Below are 17,469 nucleotides of genomic sequence, written 5' to 3'. Positions count from 1 at the left end.
ACCTCAGCCAATTCGACTGAGGTTTTTTATTTTATGCACTTCTATCTAGCAGGAGTGGGTTAGCGGCGACGATCAACATCATCGTATTCACTACCCATGATGCCATCACTAAAGACTTCAGAGAACTCACGCTCATTGTCTTCATCGATATGACCATCAAATACATCTTTTGCACCAGCGTTAGGATCGTTGTAAATAGCCAGATCCATTTTGCCTTCTGATTTTGCCACGATAGTAGTAACAGCAGCATCACCACCGACGTTTACAGCAGTACGTAGCATATCAAGGATACGATCCACACCCAAGATTAGGCCGATGCCTTCGATTGGTAGACCCACTTGAGCAAATACCATAGACAGCATGATTAGACCAACACCAGGTACACCAGCCGTACCAACAGATGCCAGTACTGACATCAAGATGACGGTTAAGTATTCGGTCACGCCCAAATCAATGCCGTAAATGTTGGCAATAAAGATGGTCGCAGTACCCTGCATGATAGCCGTACCATCCATATTGATGGTAGCACCAAAAGGAACAGTGAACGACGCAACTGAGTTGTTCACACCCATACGCTTGGTAACCGTACGCAAGGTAATAGGAATCGTCGCGTTCGAGCTTGAGGTACTAAAAGCAAAGATCTGTACTTCACGCATTTTTGCCAAGAACGTCTTGATAGACAGACCTGAAGACACTTTTAGTACAATCATCATGGTGACAAAGAAGTGGAAGGCCAATGAACCGACCAATACCGCGACATAACCCAGTAGTGACCAAATCAAGTCTAAACCTAGCTCTGCCATTGCTTTGGTTAATAGCGCAAATACACCATATGGTGCAAGGTTCATGATGATCGTGACCATCTTTAAGATGACTTCGTTGATCAGCTCTAGGCTCTGCACTAAGCCTTTGGCAGGTTTACCTACCATCAAGATACTGACACCGATCAAAATAGCAAAGAAGATGATCGATAACATATCGCCATTTGCCATCGCGCTGATGGGGTTCGATGGGATAATGTTAGAGAATACATCAAGTAGAGGCGGCGCTGACGCAGCTTCAAACTCGGCTTCCGTTCCGATATTCATGCCTTTACCGATACCGAATAGCGAGCCAAGACCAATCGCAGTCGCAATAGCGAGTGCAGTGGTTATCATATAAATAATGAACGTTTTGGTACCAATACGTCCAAGTAGGCGAATATCACCAATACCGCATACACCGCAAATCAGTGAGATAAGCACCAAAGGTACGACCAACATTTTTAGCGAGTTGACAAATAGTTTACCAACAATGGCAAGGAAGCCATTGGTGATGTAAGTGTTAACAAAGCCACCTTCGCCGTTCAATCCTGAGTAGTTTAGAAATAGGCCCAGTCCAATACCGAGCACCATGGCAACAATGATCTTGCCCGTCAGTCCCAAATTCTTCCACATAATTCATATCCTTTGTGTGCATAACAGCTTTATAGTAAGTGTTCATTAGCCAACATGATTGTACTTATCAGCCTTACTACAAAGCTTGTTATGACTATTAAGTTCCCGTGATTGTCGCTTGATGTCACATTTTCGTGGACAATATAAAAGAATAGCTAAGGGCACTGCAAGATTTTTTTCTGTTTTTATTCTAAATGTACATTCCTCGTTACAACTATGTGCCCATAATATAGTCAATATTTATTCTAAACGGTTTGTTTCCCATATGAAACAAAATATTCATGAAAGAGTTTTTAGGGTAAGTGAATATGTCAAACTATTGATACTGAACCATTGATTTGAAATTATCGAAATGTAAAGAAAAGAATACGGTTAATTAAGCTTAAAATTTCTAATAGGCCAAAAAAAGCCAGACTATCGTTTATAGATAGTCTGGCTATTAAGAAGTGAAATTTTTACTATAAAATCTAATAATACTCAGTTTTTAATACTAATATCAAAAACAGCATAGACCATTAAACCTTATCATCTTCTTCGCGTGATAAAGGTGATTGGCGTTCTAAAGGTTTGATATCATTATCACTTACTTCAGTATTTATCTCATCAGATGGTGCAATATGACGATTGTGATTATTGCCCATACGCTCGTTAAGATGTGATTCAGCATCACGATGGCGATGATCGAGTGCCTCTATCTCAGGCTCTGACTCTTCAAAATCTGTCTGCGAATTTACTTCTTTGATAGTATCTTGCTCACTGACCAACTCTACATCGCCATCACTTTTATAACCATGATTAGGATTGGCATCGCCAGTATGGTTTTCTGTATTTGCAGGACTGTCTAGATCATTAATAGTTGGTTCGTTAGTGGCTAGCTCATCAACGGCAGATGCATCGGTATCCACAGCGATACCGTTTTTACTCTGAGCTTGTCTTTTTAGCTGTGCGTAATCAGTCAGTTGATGAACCGCATTTTCAAGCGCATGCGGATTGTCACGTTCTAGCGCTTCCGATAGATGCTCGTCAAACGTATCAGTCAATAATGAATCAAAACGCATGGCGTTATATTGAATCAGAACTTCTGCTTCTTCTTCAGTAATGCCGCCATTTTGACTGGCGTGTACCACATGGTCTTCAAAGGTTAGACCTTCAAAGCTGTCTTGATGCTCTGCCTTTTTGAACTTCTGCCACAATGGTTCGATTTCGACCAACGTCTGATAAGCATGTTCCATACGACCAGTTACATCGTCTGCATCAGTATTGTAATAAACCATGGTTTTCAGATAATCGCGGAACGGGTTGGCTGCAAAATCATCCATGAAAGTATCACCCAACTGGCGTTTTAGCTCGTCGCTTGCTGGGGTAAAGATACGTCCACTTGGGAAGGTTACAAAGCTAACCACATTGGCTGCCATACGATTCGGAAAGTTGGCAAAGAATGAAACAAAGGCTTCTTGAATCGTATACAAGCTGTTTTGTAGCGCAACTTCGGCATGTAAGCGCTCAGACTCTGATTTACTACCATGTTCATAGAACTGCAAGATAGCAGTCGCAATAAATAGATGACTATGAATATCTGCTAAACGACCAGAGAGCATCTCTTTACGCTTTAAGTCCCCTGCTAGTAGTCCTAATGCCATATCAGCAGTTAGGGCAAAGCTCGCACTTAGACGGTTAATATGTTTGTAATAGGGACGGGTAAAGGCGTCTGCGAAACTCGGGGCCTTATCGCTACCACCGATGTAACCTGCGACAAAGGCTTTGGCGCCACGGTTAAACGTGTAACCCAAATGTTTGAAGAAAAGGGTATCAAATTTTTCAGTGGCAGCCGCTTTATCTTCGCTCTGTAGTAACTGAAGCTCGTCGAATAAATAAGGATGACAACGCATCGCACCTTGACCAAAGATCATGAGTGAGCGGGTCAAAATGTTGGCGCCTTCGACAGTGATAGAAACAGGGATCGCCTGATAAGGTGTCGCTAAGAAGTTGCGTGGACCCATTTGCACAGCACGACCACCGACCACATCCATACCGTCGTTGACGACGCTACGCATGGTTTCAGTCGCATAGTATTTTGCCATGGCCGTCATAACAGATGGCGTGCCACCTTGGTTTAATCCGCAAGTGACCAAATGACGGAACGCTTCTAACATATAAGTGTTACTCGCCATACGGCTAGTAGCGTCCTGCACACCTTCAAACTTACCTACGGATATCTTGAACTGTTCGCGAACTTTGGCGAATGCGCCGACAGATAGATAGGTCATTTCACTGGCTGATGTCGATAGAGCTGGTAGAGAAATACCACGTCCAACGCCCAAGCATTCCATCAGCATACGCCAGCCGCGACCAGCGTTTTCGACACCACCGATGATGTAATCTAATGGAATAAAGATATCTTTACCATCGACCGTACCATTCATAAATGGTGAGCCGATTGGATTGTGACGTGGCCCTGTTACGACACCTCTGTGGTTAGCTGGAACGAGGGCACAAGTAATGCCATAATCGGTTTTTTTAGGATTACCAAGCAGACCTTCAGGGTCGTGCATTTTGAATGCTAAGCCAACAACAGTAGCGACAGGTGCTAGGGTAATCCAGCGCTTAGAGAAGTTCATGCGCAGGCCAAGCACTTGCTCGCCTTCGTGCATACCGTAGCAAACTACACCTGTATCAGGAATCGCGCCCGCATCAGAGCCGGCTTCGGGCCCAGTTAAACCAAAACAAGGCACTTCATCACCTTTCGCAAGACCTGGCAACCAGCGCTGCTTTTGCTCGTCCGTACCATAATGCATCAGTAGCTCACCAGGGCCGAGCGAGTTGGGAACCATACAGGTCACAGCAGCAGTTGGCGAGCGCGAAGCGATTTTACTCATCACACGACTTTGCGCGTAAGAGCTAAATTCTAAGCCGCCAAATTCTTTTGGAATGATTAAACCTAAGAAACCATTACTTTTGATAAATTGCCATGCTTCAGGTGATAAATCTTTATCTTTATGCTGAATTTGCCATTCATCAAGCATGGCACATAAGGTTTCTACTTCATTATCGATGAAACTTTGCTCTTCTTCTGAGAGCTGCGGATAAGGATAATTGGCAAAGGTATCCCAGTTCGGCGCACCCATGAACAGCTCTTTTTCCCACCAGCTAGTACCCGCATCAAGCGCTTCACGCTCTGTATCACTCATACTCGGCATCGCACCGCCCAACGCCTTATAAACAGGCTTAGTGATTAACGATTGGCGAAGCGGTGCAACGAGTAAGACCAAGCACAGTAGTGCCATTGGTATACCCAAAATGAGCGACCATGGGCTGATAATTGCGGTGACGATAACTGTAATCAGGGCGACGATGCTACCGGTGACCCGTGATAAGGACAACAAAAAGATGGCCAAGACCACGGCTAACTGAATGATGACTGCCAAAATAAACAAGCCAATTGCCATGACTATCTCCTTTAAAACGCTGAATAAGAAATGCGAAAAGTACGTAAGTGAATAAGCTAACTATAATTATTTTTTGTCTTGCCACTTGCCGTCTTATAAATATGTCGAATGATTTGTTAATCCATAAATGCTCGGTTCTACGTCTTTTAAATACCAGTATTAATGGTCTAGTAAGTAATTGACAAATAAATGACAAGAATGGCTACTAATATGAAACAGTTGTCGATAACTATCAAGAGCCAAAATGCTACGCTCTGTCGATGATATGTATCAAACATAATTGTTTGCAGGTTAATCATATGTCTAGTTGGAACACGTAGCCAGCTATTATCGAAAACTTGTCAAAGAGCTAACCAAAAGGGGCAAGGCAGCTTTCGGCATAAGACAAAGTGTCGTTACGTCCGACGATAATGTGATCGACAAGCGAGATATCTAACAGGACACAGGCTTTTTTTAGCTCATAGGTCAGTAAGTTATCTGCCGTTGATGGCTTGGCATCGGTATGAGGATGATTATGCGCGATGATAAGTTGGCTAGCAGCATGGCTTAGTGCATGTCGAAGTACGTGCTTGATGCATACCGAGCATGATGAGATGCCACCCGTGAATAATATCTCGAAGTTTAAAAGGTTTAGAGCATTGTCTAGACAGAGTACCGCAAATACTTCCCGGTGCTCACCGCGCAACTGGGTACTGATATAGTCTTTGACCGCTTGTGAGCGGCCGAGTGCTTGCCCAGTTTTGAGTTGACTGTCCAGATAGCGCGTACCCATCTCAAGTGAGGCTAATATTTGGGCGTACTTTGCAGGGCCAATACCATGGCAGGCAAGAACTGTCTGTTGAGGGGCGGCTAATAGCTCGGCTAAGCTACCAAACTGATCAATCAAATGCCGCGCTAATTCAATCGCTGATTGAGACTGAGTACCCGTGCGCAAAAATATGGCTAGTATCTCGGCATCAGACAAATGAGCTGCACCAAACTTTAAAAGTTTTTCGCGTGGCCTGTCATCCTCGTGCCAGTCTTTGATCGCCATTGTCACTCCTTGAAAATGGGTTGATACTCGTTATCTGAGATAGATACGGAAAATCTTACCCAATTTATCTCATAATTGTTACTATAAGCGCAATTTTATCTTTTCACTTTTTTGTTGATGCCACGCTTATGTCCAATATTGTGCTTGCTATTACTGGCGGTATCGCCGCTTATAAATCTGCTATATTTGCCCGCTTGTTAGTTAAGGCAGGCTTTGATGTGCGCGTTATCATGACGACAGGCGCACAAGCATTTATCACACCGCTGACGCTACAAGCATTGACGGGTAATGAGGTGCATGTCTCGTTGCTCGATGAGCAAGCCGAGGCAGGCATGGGGCATATTGAGCTGGCCAAGTGGGCCGACTTAATCGTGATTGCACCTGCTTCAGCCAATACGCTTGCGCGTCTGGCCATGGGTATGGCTGATGACTTATTGACCACAGTGTGTCTTGCCACTACAGCGCCTGTCATTATTGCTCCTGCCATGAATCAGCAGATGTGGGCGCATCCAGCAGTCAACCTAAACGTGCAAACATTGCGCGATATGAATTACCAAATTATCCAACCAGCTAGCGGTGAGCAAGCGTGCGGTGATGTCGGGGCAGGGCGATTGCCTGAGCCTGAGCAGTTATTGGATGAGGTGTTACTGTTCATAGCGATGAATACGACGCCGCAATTACTGGCAGGCAAAAGAGTGGTCATTACCGCAGGTCCAACAGTAGAAGCGATTGACCCTGTGCGTTATTTGTCTAATCACTCTTCAGGAAAAATGGGCTTTGCATTGGCGCGCGCCTGTGTGGCTGCTGGTGCAGACGTTGTCTTAATCGCTGGTGGTAAAGTGGCATTGGCCACGCCGCTTAATGTCACACGGATCGATGTGCTGTCTGCCGAAGATATGCTGATAGCGGCGCAGCAATGTGTGGAAGGTACGCATAGCGAGCTTCAACTAGATTTTGAAGATGAGCATGACCATTCTTATGAGCACGATCACTCTCATAACCATTCTCACGAGCATCATCATGGCGACTGTGGTTGCGGTGATGATGATGTAAGCGACCATAATGACCATAATGACTCGCTACAGTCTTATGATGACAACCAATATGTGAAAGCAGATATCTTTATTGCCACTGCAGCCGTGGCAGATTATCGTACGGAAGAAGCGGCACCGCAAAAAATTAAAAAGACACAAGATGCCATGACGCTCAGTCTGGTTAAAAACCCTGATATTCTAGCGACGATTTCTCTTGCGCATCCAGAGCTATTTGTCGTTGGTTTTGCCGCAGAAACGCAAGATGTCGAGCGTTATGCCCGTGGTAAGTTGGTCGCAAAAGATTTGGATATGATTGCTTGCAATGATGTCTCACGTGCAGATATCGGTTTTGCTAGTGATGACAATGCGATGCAGGTGTTTTTCTCTGAGCGCTATGAGCGTGACGCGGTAACACTTGAGAAGGCCAGTAAAGATAAAATTGCTGAGCAACTAGCTAGCATCATCGGTCAAGCAATTGGTCAACGTAAAGATAGTTAGAGCTACAGGCGCTAAATCTGATAGATAGCATGTAGATAGTGTGTAGATACAGACGCTGAGACTCAAATGGTGTGACCGATATGATGAATATAGCTGGTAACGATAGCACTCAGATGCTAGTGCTGACGATCATTTTTGCGCTTGCTTCACTGCTACATGGTATTAGCGGACTTGGCGCAACGCTAGTAACGACCACTGCGCTTGCTAGTATGTACCCATTGCAACACGCCATTGTACTAGTGATTTTCCCCTCGCTAGTCGTTAATGTGATGACCTGGCTAGTAGGCGGTGAGCGAACCATTTGGCAAAACTTTATTTACTACGGCAGACGCTATTGGTTGCTTGCACTTACCAGCCTGCTAGGTAGTATTTTAGGTGCGAAACTATTGCTATGGGTCGATAGCGCTTATATTCTCTTATTGTTGGCCGCGGTCATTGCCTTCTACGTTGTGAGTAGTTTACTCGGTAAGCAAATCCGTCTACCAAACACCAAGCCTATGTTAATTGCCGTTGGCTTTGGTGCAGGCGTCATCGGCGGCTCGACCAATGCGATGTCGACCATCCTGATGATGTATCTGCTGTCTGCCAGTGATGATAAAAACACCATCGCTAAAGTCGGTAACATGTGCTATTTCTTAGGAAAGATTGCTCAAATTATCGTGTTGCGTGAGCCTATCATGGCACTGAGCAGTGGTGAGTGGCAGCTGATTACTTTTTTGAGTGTACTGTCTATAGTGACTCTTTTGGTTGGAATCCGTTTGCGTCGTTATTTACCGCAAGCGCGTTTTCGTCAGCTTATTTTATTAATCTTAATCGTGCTTGGAATACGTGTCGGTTGGCAAGGCATTACCGCACTGTTATAGCTAGGGTATATGAGCCATTCCAACTCTGGAATCGTCTTCACCTTTCAGCGATATGTTATTAGACCAATTCTTCAAAAAATATCTGCTGTGCCAATCGAAACGTATTGCAGTGCGCTTCAACCACGTCTTCGATATCTTCTGAGTAGCCGCCACCCATCACGATAGCGACAGGGATATTGGCGGCTTTTGCTTGCTGCAGGACATATTCATCACGCGCCTTGCATCCTGCTTGTGTCAATCCAAGTTTGCCGAGCTTGTCGGTGGCGAGCACGTCGACAGCAGACTGATAAAAAATCATATCTGGTGCAACCTCAGCGATTAAGCGTGGCAGCGTGTCTTCTAATATCTGTAAATACCTAGCATCACCAGTATCGTTGTCTAGCTCAATGTCTAAGTCTGATACTTGCTTACGAAATGGATAGTTCTTTGCACCATGCATGCTAAAGACAAAAACACGTGGTTCATTTGCCATGATACTGGCGTTACCATTGCCTTGATGAACATCCAAATCGATAACTAAAATTTTCTTTGCCTGTCCACGAGTTAGTAGTAAATTGCTAGCGATACAGACATCATTGAATACGCAAAAGCCTTCTCCATGACCAGCAAAAGAGTGATGGGTGCCGCCCGCGACGTTCATTGCCACGCCATATTGCTGAGCATATAGCGCGCACTCATACGTTGCATGGGCAATATAACGACCGCGCTCCACCAACTGCGGTGTCATCTCAAATCCGATCGCACGAGCAGCCTTGCGCGGCAGTGTTTGGGTTTTAAGCTGATACCAGTACTCTGCGGTATGGGTGGTCAAAATCTCATCTTCGCTCAAGCGAGCAGGGGCAAAGAAGTTATCTTGGCTAATAGTGCCTTCTGCCAGCAAACGCTCAGGAATCATAATGTATTTTTGCATAGGGAAGCGGTGCTTTTCTGGCACGGAGTAGCGAAAGACGTCAGAGTAGGCGATTTTTAGCATAAGATTTCTAGCTTAGTATTGATGGTTTTTTGGATAGAAAAAGAAGCAAGTATTAGGGCGTGTCCTCAATTCAAACGAGTGTCCTCTAAATGGGCTAAAAACAGCTAAATTTTGCCAAACATCGTCAAATAGTTGGTCAATATCTCGATATTATCTGCACTATTTTCCTCGTTTGACGGCAATTTATCTCATTTTTATCACCATTTTTATCACCATTTTTAAAATGAGGACACGCCCTAGCTATTGTAGATTATGGCTTGATTAAACAACCAGTTTATCGAATGAACTTAATTATCGAACGGACTGAACTATTGAACAAACTGAGTCGGTAAAAAGAACGTGCGGGCGTCTGTCTGTTGACGTAGCTCGACAAGTAGCGTTTGCATGTCTTCGGCAGGGTCTTGGTTATTAACTAAGTTGCCAAATAGCTCGTTAGCGACCGTGGTCATCGCAACCACGCTTTGTAGTAAATGCTCAATGATCTCATTATCTAGACCAACCGCTTCGACATCGATAGCATTTTTGTAGCGTATCTCACCATCGTTGACATCCATCTCTAGATTACCGACTAGCATGTCATAGTTGATTTGGGTGATGAGTAGCATCGCGGCACTTTGATGACTTTCTGGTATCAAAAATGGCAAGATGCCGTAGATGGCCAATAGTTTGTTTTTTTCTTGCACCCGAAACAGATAGCCACAGTTTATTTGCTTATGACGCATTCTCAAGGATAAGTGATGCGACTTTTGGCTGTCATTGGTTTTGGGTCGATAATGCGTGTAGTGCCATTGTTTGTCATTGAAGTATTGCTTTAAACAGTCGACGATAGGCGTATCACTTTGGTTTTTAGATTCTGCATTTGTGCTATCGGTTTTTAAGTTATCGGTTTTGAGTTGAGATGTATTTGTTTGCGCTTGCGCTTGAGGGTTATTCTGTTCGCTGCCCTGATTCGCCTCTAACTCATGAGAGATATCAGCTGATATATTTTTTGTATTATTAATTTCGCTGTCAGCAAGTGATGCAGGCCTTTGCTCGCTTGCACCATCGATGACTGACTGCGGCGCGGCAGCAGTCAGTAACCGTTTGATCTTTTGCCACAAGCTGAGTTTATTGCGTTGACTCATAATAGTATGCTGACAAGTAAGAGTTATAAATTAATCGTGATTAAATGCCAAACCTTCTTTGATAGCAGGCTGTGCATAGAACGCTTCTAGCATTTCACGAATATGAGCCGTCAACCAAGGCGTCTCAAGAGCATCGTACACGATAGGCAGTAGAGCCGTACTACATTGCTTCATGGCCGCTTCGTCAATATGCAAACTCGCTGCAATGGTCGCCATCGTGTCAGTCTGATGATTGGCATACCAAGTATCGATGCTTGCCGAAACTAAGCTGTGCAGATATGGTGACAGTCGCAGGCGGTCATAGCTTTGTTGGATACTGGCTTCGATATGGTCAATGCTACTATTACCGGGCTCATCGCTTAAATAGGTTTGTAGCTCACTAATGGGTTGGTCTTTGATACGATCCCAGCCCATAACCATCAGACGCGCCACTTCTTCATTTGATAAGTGTTCCTGCGCATTGGCTTCGGCTTTGCGCGTCAAATCTTTGATATTGCGATGCAGGTAGGTTTGCAGTTTTTCATCGAGGTTTCTGTTGGTCGCCTTTTCAAAAGAGCTACGCCCAAGCTTCATCAATTTACCAACGCCACCTGCTTTATCGAGCGTGCTTTCCATAAAGTCATTGATAGCGTGATAAAGTGTTTGGGTCAATAAATCTGCGAAGGTTTCGTTACCGACCAGCGTATGAATCAATATGTTGCGCTGCTGCTCATGGCTACCGATATAGTTGGCCAGCGTTTCAACTTGGGCATCATCGATCAGCTCAGACAAAGGCACGTTGTCATTGACTGGGTGATAAATAATGGTGTGTAAAATATCACGGATATCGGTACGCATCACCTCAGTCATCTGCTGATTTAACAGCCAGTCTTTCATCAGCTGCTGTAAATGGTCACAGGTAATATATTTGCTTAAAGGCTGCGCACCAAACCATTGCCAAGCTTCTATCGCTAGTGGCTCAGCTTGATTGTGCAACCACCGTTGCATAAAGTTGACTTGAGCATCGATCAAGCTATCTACTGTCAAGTGGCTGACTGATTGCTCTTTTGACAAGTTAGTGTCTGCGTTGTCAGTCTCTGTATCAGGCATTTGTGTTTGGCTATCTTGTGAAGTCGGCATAGGTTTTGAAGTCATATTTTAAAGTCATATTTTTTTGAGGTCGTACTTTTTGAAGTCAGAGTAATCGACAATTTGTTATACTGTGTGTTTGTAGCGAGCATAGGGTATTATGCCATGAACATTGCCTTTGTTTGTGATGAATATTGATTGCTGCTTGATAAATAACCAGGGGTTTTGATGACGGTTTTGGATACGCCTTTGCTTGCACTTGAGGAGCTGACAGTTCAGCGCGGTGAGATACCGCTGTGCGAAGGAGTTGCGTTGCAGCTATCTGCGGGTAGTATTTGCCATCTCATCGGGGCAAACGGGACGGGCAAGACCACGTTACTCATGCAGTTGGCTGGATTGTTACCTGTTTTGTCAGGTGAAGTTACTTATCAAGGCCAATCGTGCCTGCCCATCCAGCCTTTATATGTCTCGCATCAGTTAGGCATTCATCCAAATCTGACAGTAGCACAAAACCTGACGTTTCTACTGAATTTATATGGCATCACGCCAAGCGCTACTGATATTGACGATGCACTCACATGGGTTGGGCTACAAGGGTTTGAAACGATCAGCTCAAGTCATCTGTCCGCTGGGCAAACGCGGCGCATCACGCTGGCCAGATTGTACTTGTTAACTCCTAGCGTGACACCACTTTGGTTACTTGATGAGCCTTTCACGGCGCTAGATGTCGATATGGTGGCACGTACGGAAGAGCGGTTATGCGAGTTTGCACAGGCTGGCGGGTCGATACTAATGACCAGCCATCAAGCAGTTGGTGTCGCCAATCAAGTGCTCGATTTGTCAAATTACATGGTATAAGTTTGATTGATATCAGTACCATCAGTATATGTGCAAGGACAAATAATGACAGACAGTCCAATACAAGTAGGATCAGTAGCAGCCATGAATAAAAGTCCAAATGCTATTGTTGTAGCGCCTCGCAGTATTGGCTTCCTGCAGCTATGGCGCCGCGAATGGCAAGTCAAGCAGCAAGGAGCAGTGCAATGGCTGTATCCATTGGTACTGTTCTTAGTGATTATTACTTTGTTTCCGCTGGCAGTCGGTAGTGAGCCTGCGCTATTGCAGCGTCTGGGCGTATCAGCAGTGTGGATTGCTGCATTGCTGTCACTGGTAATGGGCGTTGATGGATTGTTCAAGCCTGCGCTTGATAATGGTACGCTTGCGCAATTGGTCGTGGCCAAAGCATCACTACCGCTATGGGTTCTTATTAGACTAGTCATTCATTGGATTTTCAGTAGTGGTATTGTGGCAGCGCTTAGCTTGCTTGCCGTGCCATTATTTCAGCTCAGTTGGTTTGAAGCTTGGATATTGATGGCTTCTATCGTGACAGGTAGTCCGATGCTTCTAATGCTATCAGCAGTGGCCAGTAGTTTGACGCTATCGTTAAAGAATGGGGCAGTATTGGTGCCTTTGATTGCTTTACCGATGCAGTTGCCAGTATTGATTTTTGCTACGGGTGCGGTTGATTTATTTGCTTCTGGGCTGAACGGTTTGCCTATCTTAGCTTTATTACTAGCAGGAAGTATTGTTTCTGTCTTGGTTATGCCTTGGGTGATTGCTACAACTTTAAAAATGTCATGGCTCAATTAAACGATTTGATTGTTGCAATCCTAAAGTCCAGTTGTCGAAATTTGATTATTTAAGCCCAGTTATCTAAACCTAGCTATCTAAATCCAGTCATCGAAATTTAGCTATCTGCATCACATGTATTAACATCGTGGTGAAAACTGGCAATTTTGCTATAATAGTCAATTGAATACGTAAACAGCTCTTTGTAGATTCTATCCAGTGTTTAACGCCAGCAGGTGAGTTGATAGTGGTGCTCTGGTAGACCGCATCCTTTATCGCCAGTAAGCTGTGTAATAGGTTTCTTCCCATGCCCAACCTGAATAACGTCTCATCCCCTAGCTTGTGGCAGCGCATTTGGCAGGGTTTCTTGACCACTGTGGGTACCAAGCAGTTTTTTCGTATCTTTAGCCCTTGGGTCAAGTGGTTAGCGATATTGGCCAGCCTTTGTTTGCTCATTGGTAGCGTATGGGGCCTTGCTTTTGCACCGCCTGATTATCTTCAGGGCAATAGCTATCGCATTATATTTATCCATGTTCCCGCTGCCAGTCTTGCCATTTCTATCTATTTTTCTCTTGCGGTTCTGGGAGTGATCTATTTGGTATGGAAGATTAAGACGGCCAGTTTGGTCGCGCAGGCACTTGCCCCAATGGGGTTTTTACTGTGTGTCATCAGTTTGCTTACAGGCTCTATCTGGGCAAAGCCAACATGGGGCACTTATTGGGTGTGGGACGCACGCCTTACGTCAATGTTGATATTAGCGTTTTTGTACGCGGGCGTGATGGCACTGTTTGCTGCTTTTGAACATACGGCCAATCGTGGTAAAGCGGCCGCTATTTTATCTATTGTGGGCGCAGTGAACCTGCCTATTATCAAGTACTCAGTAGAGTGGTGGAATACCTTGCACCAAGGCGCGACCTTTAGCTTGACCGCCGCACCGAAGATGTCGGCAGATATGTGGATGCCTTTGCTACTGATGATTATCGGCAGCTATTTACTGGTTGCGACATTAGCGATTTATCGTACTAACACGCTGATTCTATACCGCGATCAAGGCAAAGCGTGGGTTAAAGAATACATTCGTGGTCAACACAAATAACGGCTAGGAAAATACTATGCAGCCTTACTTTTATAGCGTATCTGAGTTTTTCGCCATGGGTAAGCATGGGGTTTTTGTGTGGTCGTGCTGGGCGATAACGATCGGCGTGATGTTGGCCTTTATTATCTATAGCCGCAAACAACGACAGTCACTTATCAAACAGCTGACCATCCAGCAAGCGCGTCAAGCACAGCGAACGACCAAAACCTCAACGCCTGCAACCAAACAGGCTGAATAAAAATCATCTTAATATCATGGTTTTAGCGTAAGAAACCGTATCCTTACAGTGACAAAAATATGACCTTATAGGCAGTGATGAGGCTTATTGATTTGTCTGAAAAATGCTACCATATAGCGATTAGAAGAGTACGATTAGAAAGACATTTTTAGAACGTTTTTCTAATGGTGGTTTCTTCAAATTTTTCTGCTTTATAGATTGATTATGATTTATAAAACAGTGACTCATTAATGGGGTAGTGGTATGAATGCAGTTCGTCGGAAAAAACTGACGTGGGTTATGTTTACGCTGGCAGGTGCGGCAGTAGCAGTTATGTTGGTTATCTATGCCATCGGGCAGCAAACTGACTACTACTTTGATGCAACTGCGATTGCCCAAGGTGAAGCGCCTCAAGACAAACGTATTCGTGCTGGTGGTATGGTGGTTGCCGGTAGTGTGCAGCGTGCAGCAGATAATCCATTAAATGTTGAGTTTGCGATTACTGATTTTCAGTCAACCGTGCCAGTAACTTACCAAGGTATTCTGCCAGATTTATTTGCTGAAAACTCAGGTGTCGTGGCCACGGGTAAAATGCAAGGCGATACTTTCGTCGCTGGGGAAGTGTTGGCTAAGCATGACGAAAACTATATGCCACCAGAAGTTGCCAAATCTATGAAAGAAAATAACCGAAGTGGAGCGATACCTTCTTCTGAGCAGTATAATCCTGCTGAAAAAATTCATGAGACCGAAACGCTACAACAGTAATGATTTTGAGTTTTCATACCATATAAAAAGCCACCGATTATCGGTGGCTTTTTATTGAGCTTTGTTTGGCTAATCGTACTTATTAACCCTGTTAGTCATCCCATACTGGGCTATAGTCAGGATGTTCAATTTTACGACCGTCAGAGCTGGCTAAGTTGCCGATTTTTTCTAACTCATCTGCACTTAATTCAACCTTGATAGCATCTAGATTGCCTTGCAAGTGATCAGGATTAGACGTTTTCGGAATAGCTACACGATGCTTGTCTGATAAGATCCATGCTAGTGAGATTTGTGCTGGTGTTACGTTATGCTTATCTGCAATCTCTTTAATTACTTCGTTATCAAATACATCACCACGCGCTAATGGCGAGTAGGCCTCTAATAGAATATGATGATTATTCAAAAAAGTCTGCAATGTGTTTTGCTTAATAAACGGATGAAACTCTACTTGATTCACGACGATAGGCACATCAGCATATTTCTTGGCCTCAATGATATTAGCAATATTGAAGTTTGAAACACCAATATGACGCGTTAGACCTTGCTTCTGTAATTCACATAGCGCAGGTATAGTTTCAGATAATGGCACGCGGTCATCAGGCCAGTGCAATAGCAACAGATCAACATAATCTGTACCCAAATCTTCCAAAGAACGTTTCGCTGCTGCGACCAGTTTTTCTGGCTCAAACTTCATGTCGTCTGGAAAAATCTTGGTAGTCAAAAAGAACTTATCACGAGCCACACCAGACTGTCTAATACCTTCGCCAACTTCCTTTTCATTGCCATAAGCTTGAGCGGTATCGATATGCTCATAACCCATTTCTAACGCTTTCTTGACCACGTCCACGCAATCTTGTCCTGTTGACTGCCAAGTACCTAGCCCTAGGATAGGGATATTTGCTTGTCCAGCGGTACGAATATTATAGTTTTTAGCGCTCATATTATTATCCTTGTTATGTGTATCTTATAATTTTCATTAGTTTTAAATGTCATCAATAGTATGGTCTAACGAGTAAATTACTATTGAGCCTGTCCACTATAGGAAAAACCAAGGACAAGTGGAAGGGTAATTGACGGTTTCCTACAAAGGGCAAACAGGCTGTAACGTGATTTTTAATAGTTATTTGATACTCATTTAATATTTTAATAACTGTACTGGAAGACAGCACTTCCAAAATAAAAGACAAAAAAACGCCCATCACTTTAAGTAATGGGCGTTTCTATTAATCATAACACCTAAAAAACTAGGTGTTTTTGATTTAAAGTCTTACTGAGCAGCAGCTTCTGTAGTTTCCGGAGCGTCAGCGTTTTCAGTTTTAGCAGCAGTGTCCGTATGTGCACTATGGTCAGTACCCCAGATTTTTGGGTATTTGTAGCCAGGGAACGTTTCATGAGCGTACTTTTTGAAAGCTTCTGAATTATAAGCGTTGGTCACATCTTCAACCCATTTCTTACCAGTATCAGCAGATTTGATCGCTGACCAGTTTACATAAGCAAAGCTTGGCTCTTGGAACAAGGCTTCGGTCAATTTGATACCAGAGTCAGTAGCATAGTTACCGTTGATAACTGCGAAGTCAACTTCATCACGCGCGCGTGGTAATTGAGCAGCTTCTAGTTCAACGATTTCGATATCGTATTTGCTGTTGTCAGCGATATCCGCTTTTGATGCTGTCAATGGATCGATGTTGTCTTTCAATTTGATCCAGCCAAGATCGTTCATCATAACCAAAGCACGTGCAAAGTTACTAGGATCGTTTGGTGCAGAGACACTCATACCTTTAAATGCAGCATCAAGGCTGGTCTTTTTACCTGAGTAAATGCCAAGCGGAGCCGTTGGTACTTGGAATGCTTCTACTAGATCAAGATTGTTTTCTTTTTTGAAATTATCAAGATAAGGCTTGTGCTGGAAGATGTTGATATCCAAATCACCTTCAGCCAATGCAAGGTTAGGACGGACATAGTCAGTAAAAGCAATCAACTCAACTTCATAACCTTGAGCTTCAAGCGTGCTCTTTACTTGGTTACGAACCATATCAGCAAAATCGCCTTCAGTCGTACCGATAACGATTTTGGTATGATCAGGATCGATATCGCTAGCGGCAGTTTCTGCAGTGGTACCTTCGGTTACTGGCTCTTTAGTCGCTTCTGGCGCTGATGAATTGCTGCAACCAACTAAGACTAGACCTGATACACCAACAGCGGCAAATGCGGTAGCTAACTGACGGCTGATATCTGTTAATTTCATAATATGTCCTTAATAATGAATGGGATTGAGTAAAACGTTTAT

The 17,469-nt window shown here is 44.0% G+C and carries 15 protein-coding genes; 7 read left to right on the top strand and 8 right to left on the bottom strand.

Annotated features, from left to right (window positions below):
- Positions 1-59: 59 nt before the first annotated feature.
- The 3 genes from ACIGBM_RS10945 to radC form a co-directional block, all read right to left on the bottom strand.
- Positions 60-1,436, bottom strand: coding sequence for a dicarboxylate/amino acid:cation symporter (locus ACIGBM_RS10945; RefSeq protein WP_057761609.1), 1,377 nt, complete (start codon positions 1,434-1,436; stop codon positions 60-62).
- 515 nt (positions 1,437-1,951) lie between these two features.
- On the bottom strand, positions 1,952-4,882 hold the full coding sequence (locus ACIGBM_RS10940; RefSeq protein WP_397477768.1) for an acyl-CoA dehydrogenase: 2,931 nt from the start codon (positions 4,880-4,882) through the stop codon (positions 1,952-1,954).
- A gap of 349 nt (positions 4,883-5,231) precedes the next feature.
- Positions 5,232-5,915, bottom strand: a complete 684-nt coding sequence (gene radC / locus ACIGBM_RS10935; protein ID WP_397477767.1) for a DNA repair protein RadC — start codon at positions 5,913-5,915, stop codon at positions 5,232-5,234.
- A gap of 128 nt (positions 5,916-6,043) precedes the next feature.
- On the opposite strand from radC, the gene coaBC reads away from it, so the two are divergent.
- Both coaBC and ACIGBM_RS10925 read left to right on the top strand, forming a co-directional pair.
- Positions 6,044-7,447, top strand: a complete 1,404-nt coding sequence (coaBC, locus tag ACIGBM_RS10930; protein ID WP_397477766.1) for a bifunctional phosphopantothenoylcysteine decarboxylase/phosphopantothenate--cysteine ligase CoaBC — start codon at positions 6,044-6,046, stop codon at positions 7,445-7,447.
- Between the two features lie 80 nt (positions 7,448-7,527).
- On the top strand, positions 7,528-8,310 hold the full coding sequence (locus ACIGBM_RS10925) for a sulfite exporter TauE/SafE family protein (protein ID WP_101206033.1): 783 nt from the start codon (positions 7,528-7,530) through the stop codon (positions 8,308-8,310).
- Between the two features lie 58 nt (positions 8,311-8,368).
- Here the strand turns inward: ACIGBM_RS10925 and ACIGBM_RS10920 are convergent, their stop codons facing one another.
- From ACIGBM_RS10920 to ACIGBM_RS10910, 3 genes are all read right to left on the bottom strand, one after another.
- Complete coding sequence (locus tag ACIGBM_RS10920; RefSeq protein WP_397477765.1) at positions 8,369-9,283, bottom strand: histone deacetylase; 915 nt, start codon at positions 9,281-9,283, stop codon at positions 8,369-8,371.
- 308 nt (positions 9,284-9,591) lie between these two features.
- Positions 9,592-10,407 carry a hypothetical protein gene (locus tag ACIGBM_RS10915; RefSeq protein ID WP_397477764.1) on the bottom strand — a complete coding sequence of 272 codons (816 nt, stop codon included), beginning with the start codon at positions 10,405-10,407 and terminating at the stop codon, positions 9,592-9,594.
- Positions 10,408-10,437: 30 nt separating this feature from the next.
- Positions 10,438-11,541, bottom strand: a complete 1,104-nt coding sequence (locus ACIGBM_RS10910) for a hypothetical protein (protein ID WP_397477763.1) — start codon at positions 11,539-11,541, stop codon at positions 10,438-10,440.
- 162 nt (positions 11,542-11,703) lie between these two features.
- On the opposite strand from ACIGBM_RS10910, the gene ccmA reads away from it, so the two are divergent.
- The 5 genes from ccmA to ccmE all read left to right on the top strand — a co-directional run bounded on the left by ccmA (position 11,704) and on the right by ccmE (position 15,182).
- Entirely contained in the window at positions 11,704-12,333 is a 630-nt protein-coding gene (gene ccmA, locus ACIGBM_RS10905; protein ID WP_397477762.1) for a heme ABC exporter ATP-binding protein CcmA, read from the top strand.
- 84 nt (positions 12,334-12,417) lie between these two features.
- Positions 12,418-13,125: a heme exporter protein CcmB gene (locus ACIGBM_RS10900; protein WP_397477856.1), complete on the top strand. Its 708-nt coding sequence runs from the start codon at positions 12,418-12,420 to the stop codon at positions 13,123-13,125.
- A gap of 286 nt (positions 13,126-13,411) precedes the next feature.
- Complete coding sequence (ccmC, locus tag ACIGBM_RS10895; RefSeq protein WP_057761594.1) at positions 13,412-14,200, top strand: heme ABC transporter permease CcmC; 789 nt, start codon at positions 13,412-13,414, stop codon at positions 14,198-14,200.
- 16 nt (positions 14,201-14,216) lie between these two features.
- Complete coding sequence (ccmD, locus tag ACIGBM_RS10890; protein WP_101206028.1) at positions 14,217-14,438, top strand: heme exporter protein CcmD; 222 nt, start codon at positions 14,217-14,219, stop codon at positions 14,436-14,438.
- Between the two features lie 243 nt (positions 14,439-14,681).
- On the top strand, positions 14,682-15,182 hold the full coding sequence (gene ccmE, locus ACIGBM_RS10885) for a cytochrome c maturation protein CcmE (RefSeq protein ID WP_101206027.1): 501 nt from the start codon (positions 14,682-14,684) through the stop codon (positions 15,180-15,182).
- A 91-nt stretch (positions 15,183-15,273) separates the two neighbouring features.
- On the opposite strand, the gene ACIGBM_RS10880 is transcribed toward ccmE, so the two are convergent.
- Together ACIGBM_RS10880 and ACIGBM_RS10875 are read right to left on the bottom strand one after the other, a co-directional pair.
- Positions 15,274-16,122 (bottom strand): aldo/keto reductase, encoded by an 849-nt coding sequence (locus tag ACIGBM_RS10880; RefSeq protein WP_102091823.1) that lies wholly within the window; start codon positions 16,120-16,122, stop codon positions 15,274-15,276.
- A 327-nt stretch (positions 16,123-16,449) separates the two neighbouring features.
- Positions 16,450-17,427 (bottom strand): MetQ/NlpA family ABC transporter substrate-binding protein, encoded by a 978-nt coding sequence (locus tag ACIGBM_RS10875; RefSeq protein WP_397477761.1) that lies wholly within the window; start codon positions 17,425-17,427, stop codon positions 16,450-16,452.
- Between the last annotated feature and the right edge of the window lie 42 nt (positions 17,428-17,469).

The organism is Psychrobacter sp. NPDC077938, from assembly GCF_044542635.1.
In the GTDB taxonomy this organism is placed as follows: Bacteria; Pseudomonadota; Gammaproteobacteria; order Pseudomonadales; family Moraxellaceae; genus Psychrobacter.
This window is presented reverse-complemented; position numbering and strand designations above follow the sequence as displayed.

What these genes read in the sequence shown, in the direction of transcription:
- ACIGBM_RS10940 (WP_397477768.1), bottom strand. Translation starts at nt 4,882, where the DNA reads ATGGCAATTGGCTTGTTTATTTTGGCAGTCATCATTCAGTTAGCCGTG.
- ccmE (WP_101206027.1), top strand. Translation starts at nt 14,682, where the DNA reads ATGAATGCAGTTCGTCGGAAAAAACTGACGTGGGTTATGTTTACGCTG.
- ccmA (WP_397477762.1), top strand. Translation starts at nt 11,704, where the DNA reads ATGACGGTTTTGGATACGCCTTTGCTTGCACTTGAGGAGCTGACAGTT.
- ACIGBM_RS10915 (WP_397477764.1), bottom strand. Translation starts at nt 10,407, where the DNA reads ATGAGTCAACGCAATAAACTCAGCTTGTGGCAAAAGATCAAACGGTTA.
- ACIGBM_RS10875 (WP_397477761.1), bottom strand. Translation starts at nt 17,427, where the DNA reads ATGAAATTAACAGATATCAGCCGTCAGTTAGCTACCGCATTTGCCGCT.
- ACIGBM_RS10910 (WP_397477763.1), bottom strand. Translation starts at nt 11,541, where the DNA reads ATGACTTCAAAACCTATGCCGACTTCACAAGATAGCCAAACACAAATG.
- ACIGBM_RS10880 (WP_102091823.1), bottom strand. Translation starts at nt 16,122, where the DNA reads ATGAGCGCTAAAAACTATAATATTCGTACCGCTGGACAAGCAAATATC.
- ACIGBM_RS10925 (WP_101206033.1), top strand. Translation starts at nt 7,528, where the DNA reads ATGATGAATATAGCTGGTAACGATAGCACTCAGATGCTAGTGCTGACG.
- ACIGBM_RS10920 (WP_397477765.1), bottom strand. Translation starts at nt 9,283, where the DNA reads ATGCTAAAAATCGCCTACTCTGACGTCTTTCGCTACTCCGTGCCAGAA.
- ccmD (WP_101206028.1), top strand. Translation starts at nt 14,217, where the DNA reads ATGCAGCCTTACTTTTATAGCGTATCTGAGTTTTTCGCCATGGGTAAG.
- ccmC (WP_057761594.1), top strand. Translation starts at nt 13,412, where the DNA reads ATGCCCAACCTGAATAACGTCTCATCCCCTAGCTTGTGGCAGCGCATT.
- ACIGBM_RS10945 (WP_057761609.1), bottom strand. Translation starts at nt 1,436, where the DNA reads ATGTGGAAGAATTTGGGACTGACGGGCAAGATCATTGTTGCCATGGTG.
- ACIGBM_RS10900 (WP_397477856.1), top strand. Translation starts at nt 12,418, where the DNA reads ATGAATAAAAGTCCAAATGCTATTGTTGTAGCGCCTCGCAGTATTGGC.
- coaBC (WP_397477766.1), top strand. Translation starts at nt 6,044, where the DNA reads ATGTCCAATATTGTGCTTGCTATTACTGGCGGTATCGCCGCTTATAAA.
- radC (WP_397477767.1), bottom strand. Translation starts at nt 5,915, where the DNA reads ATGGCGATCAAAGACTGGCACGAGGATGACAGGCCACGCGAAAAACTT.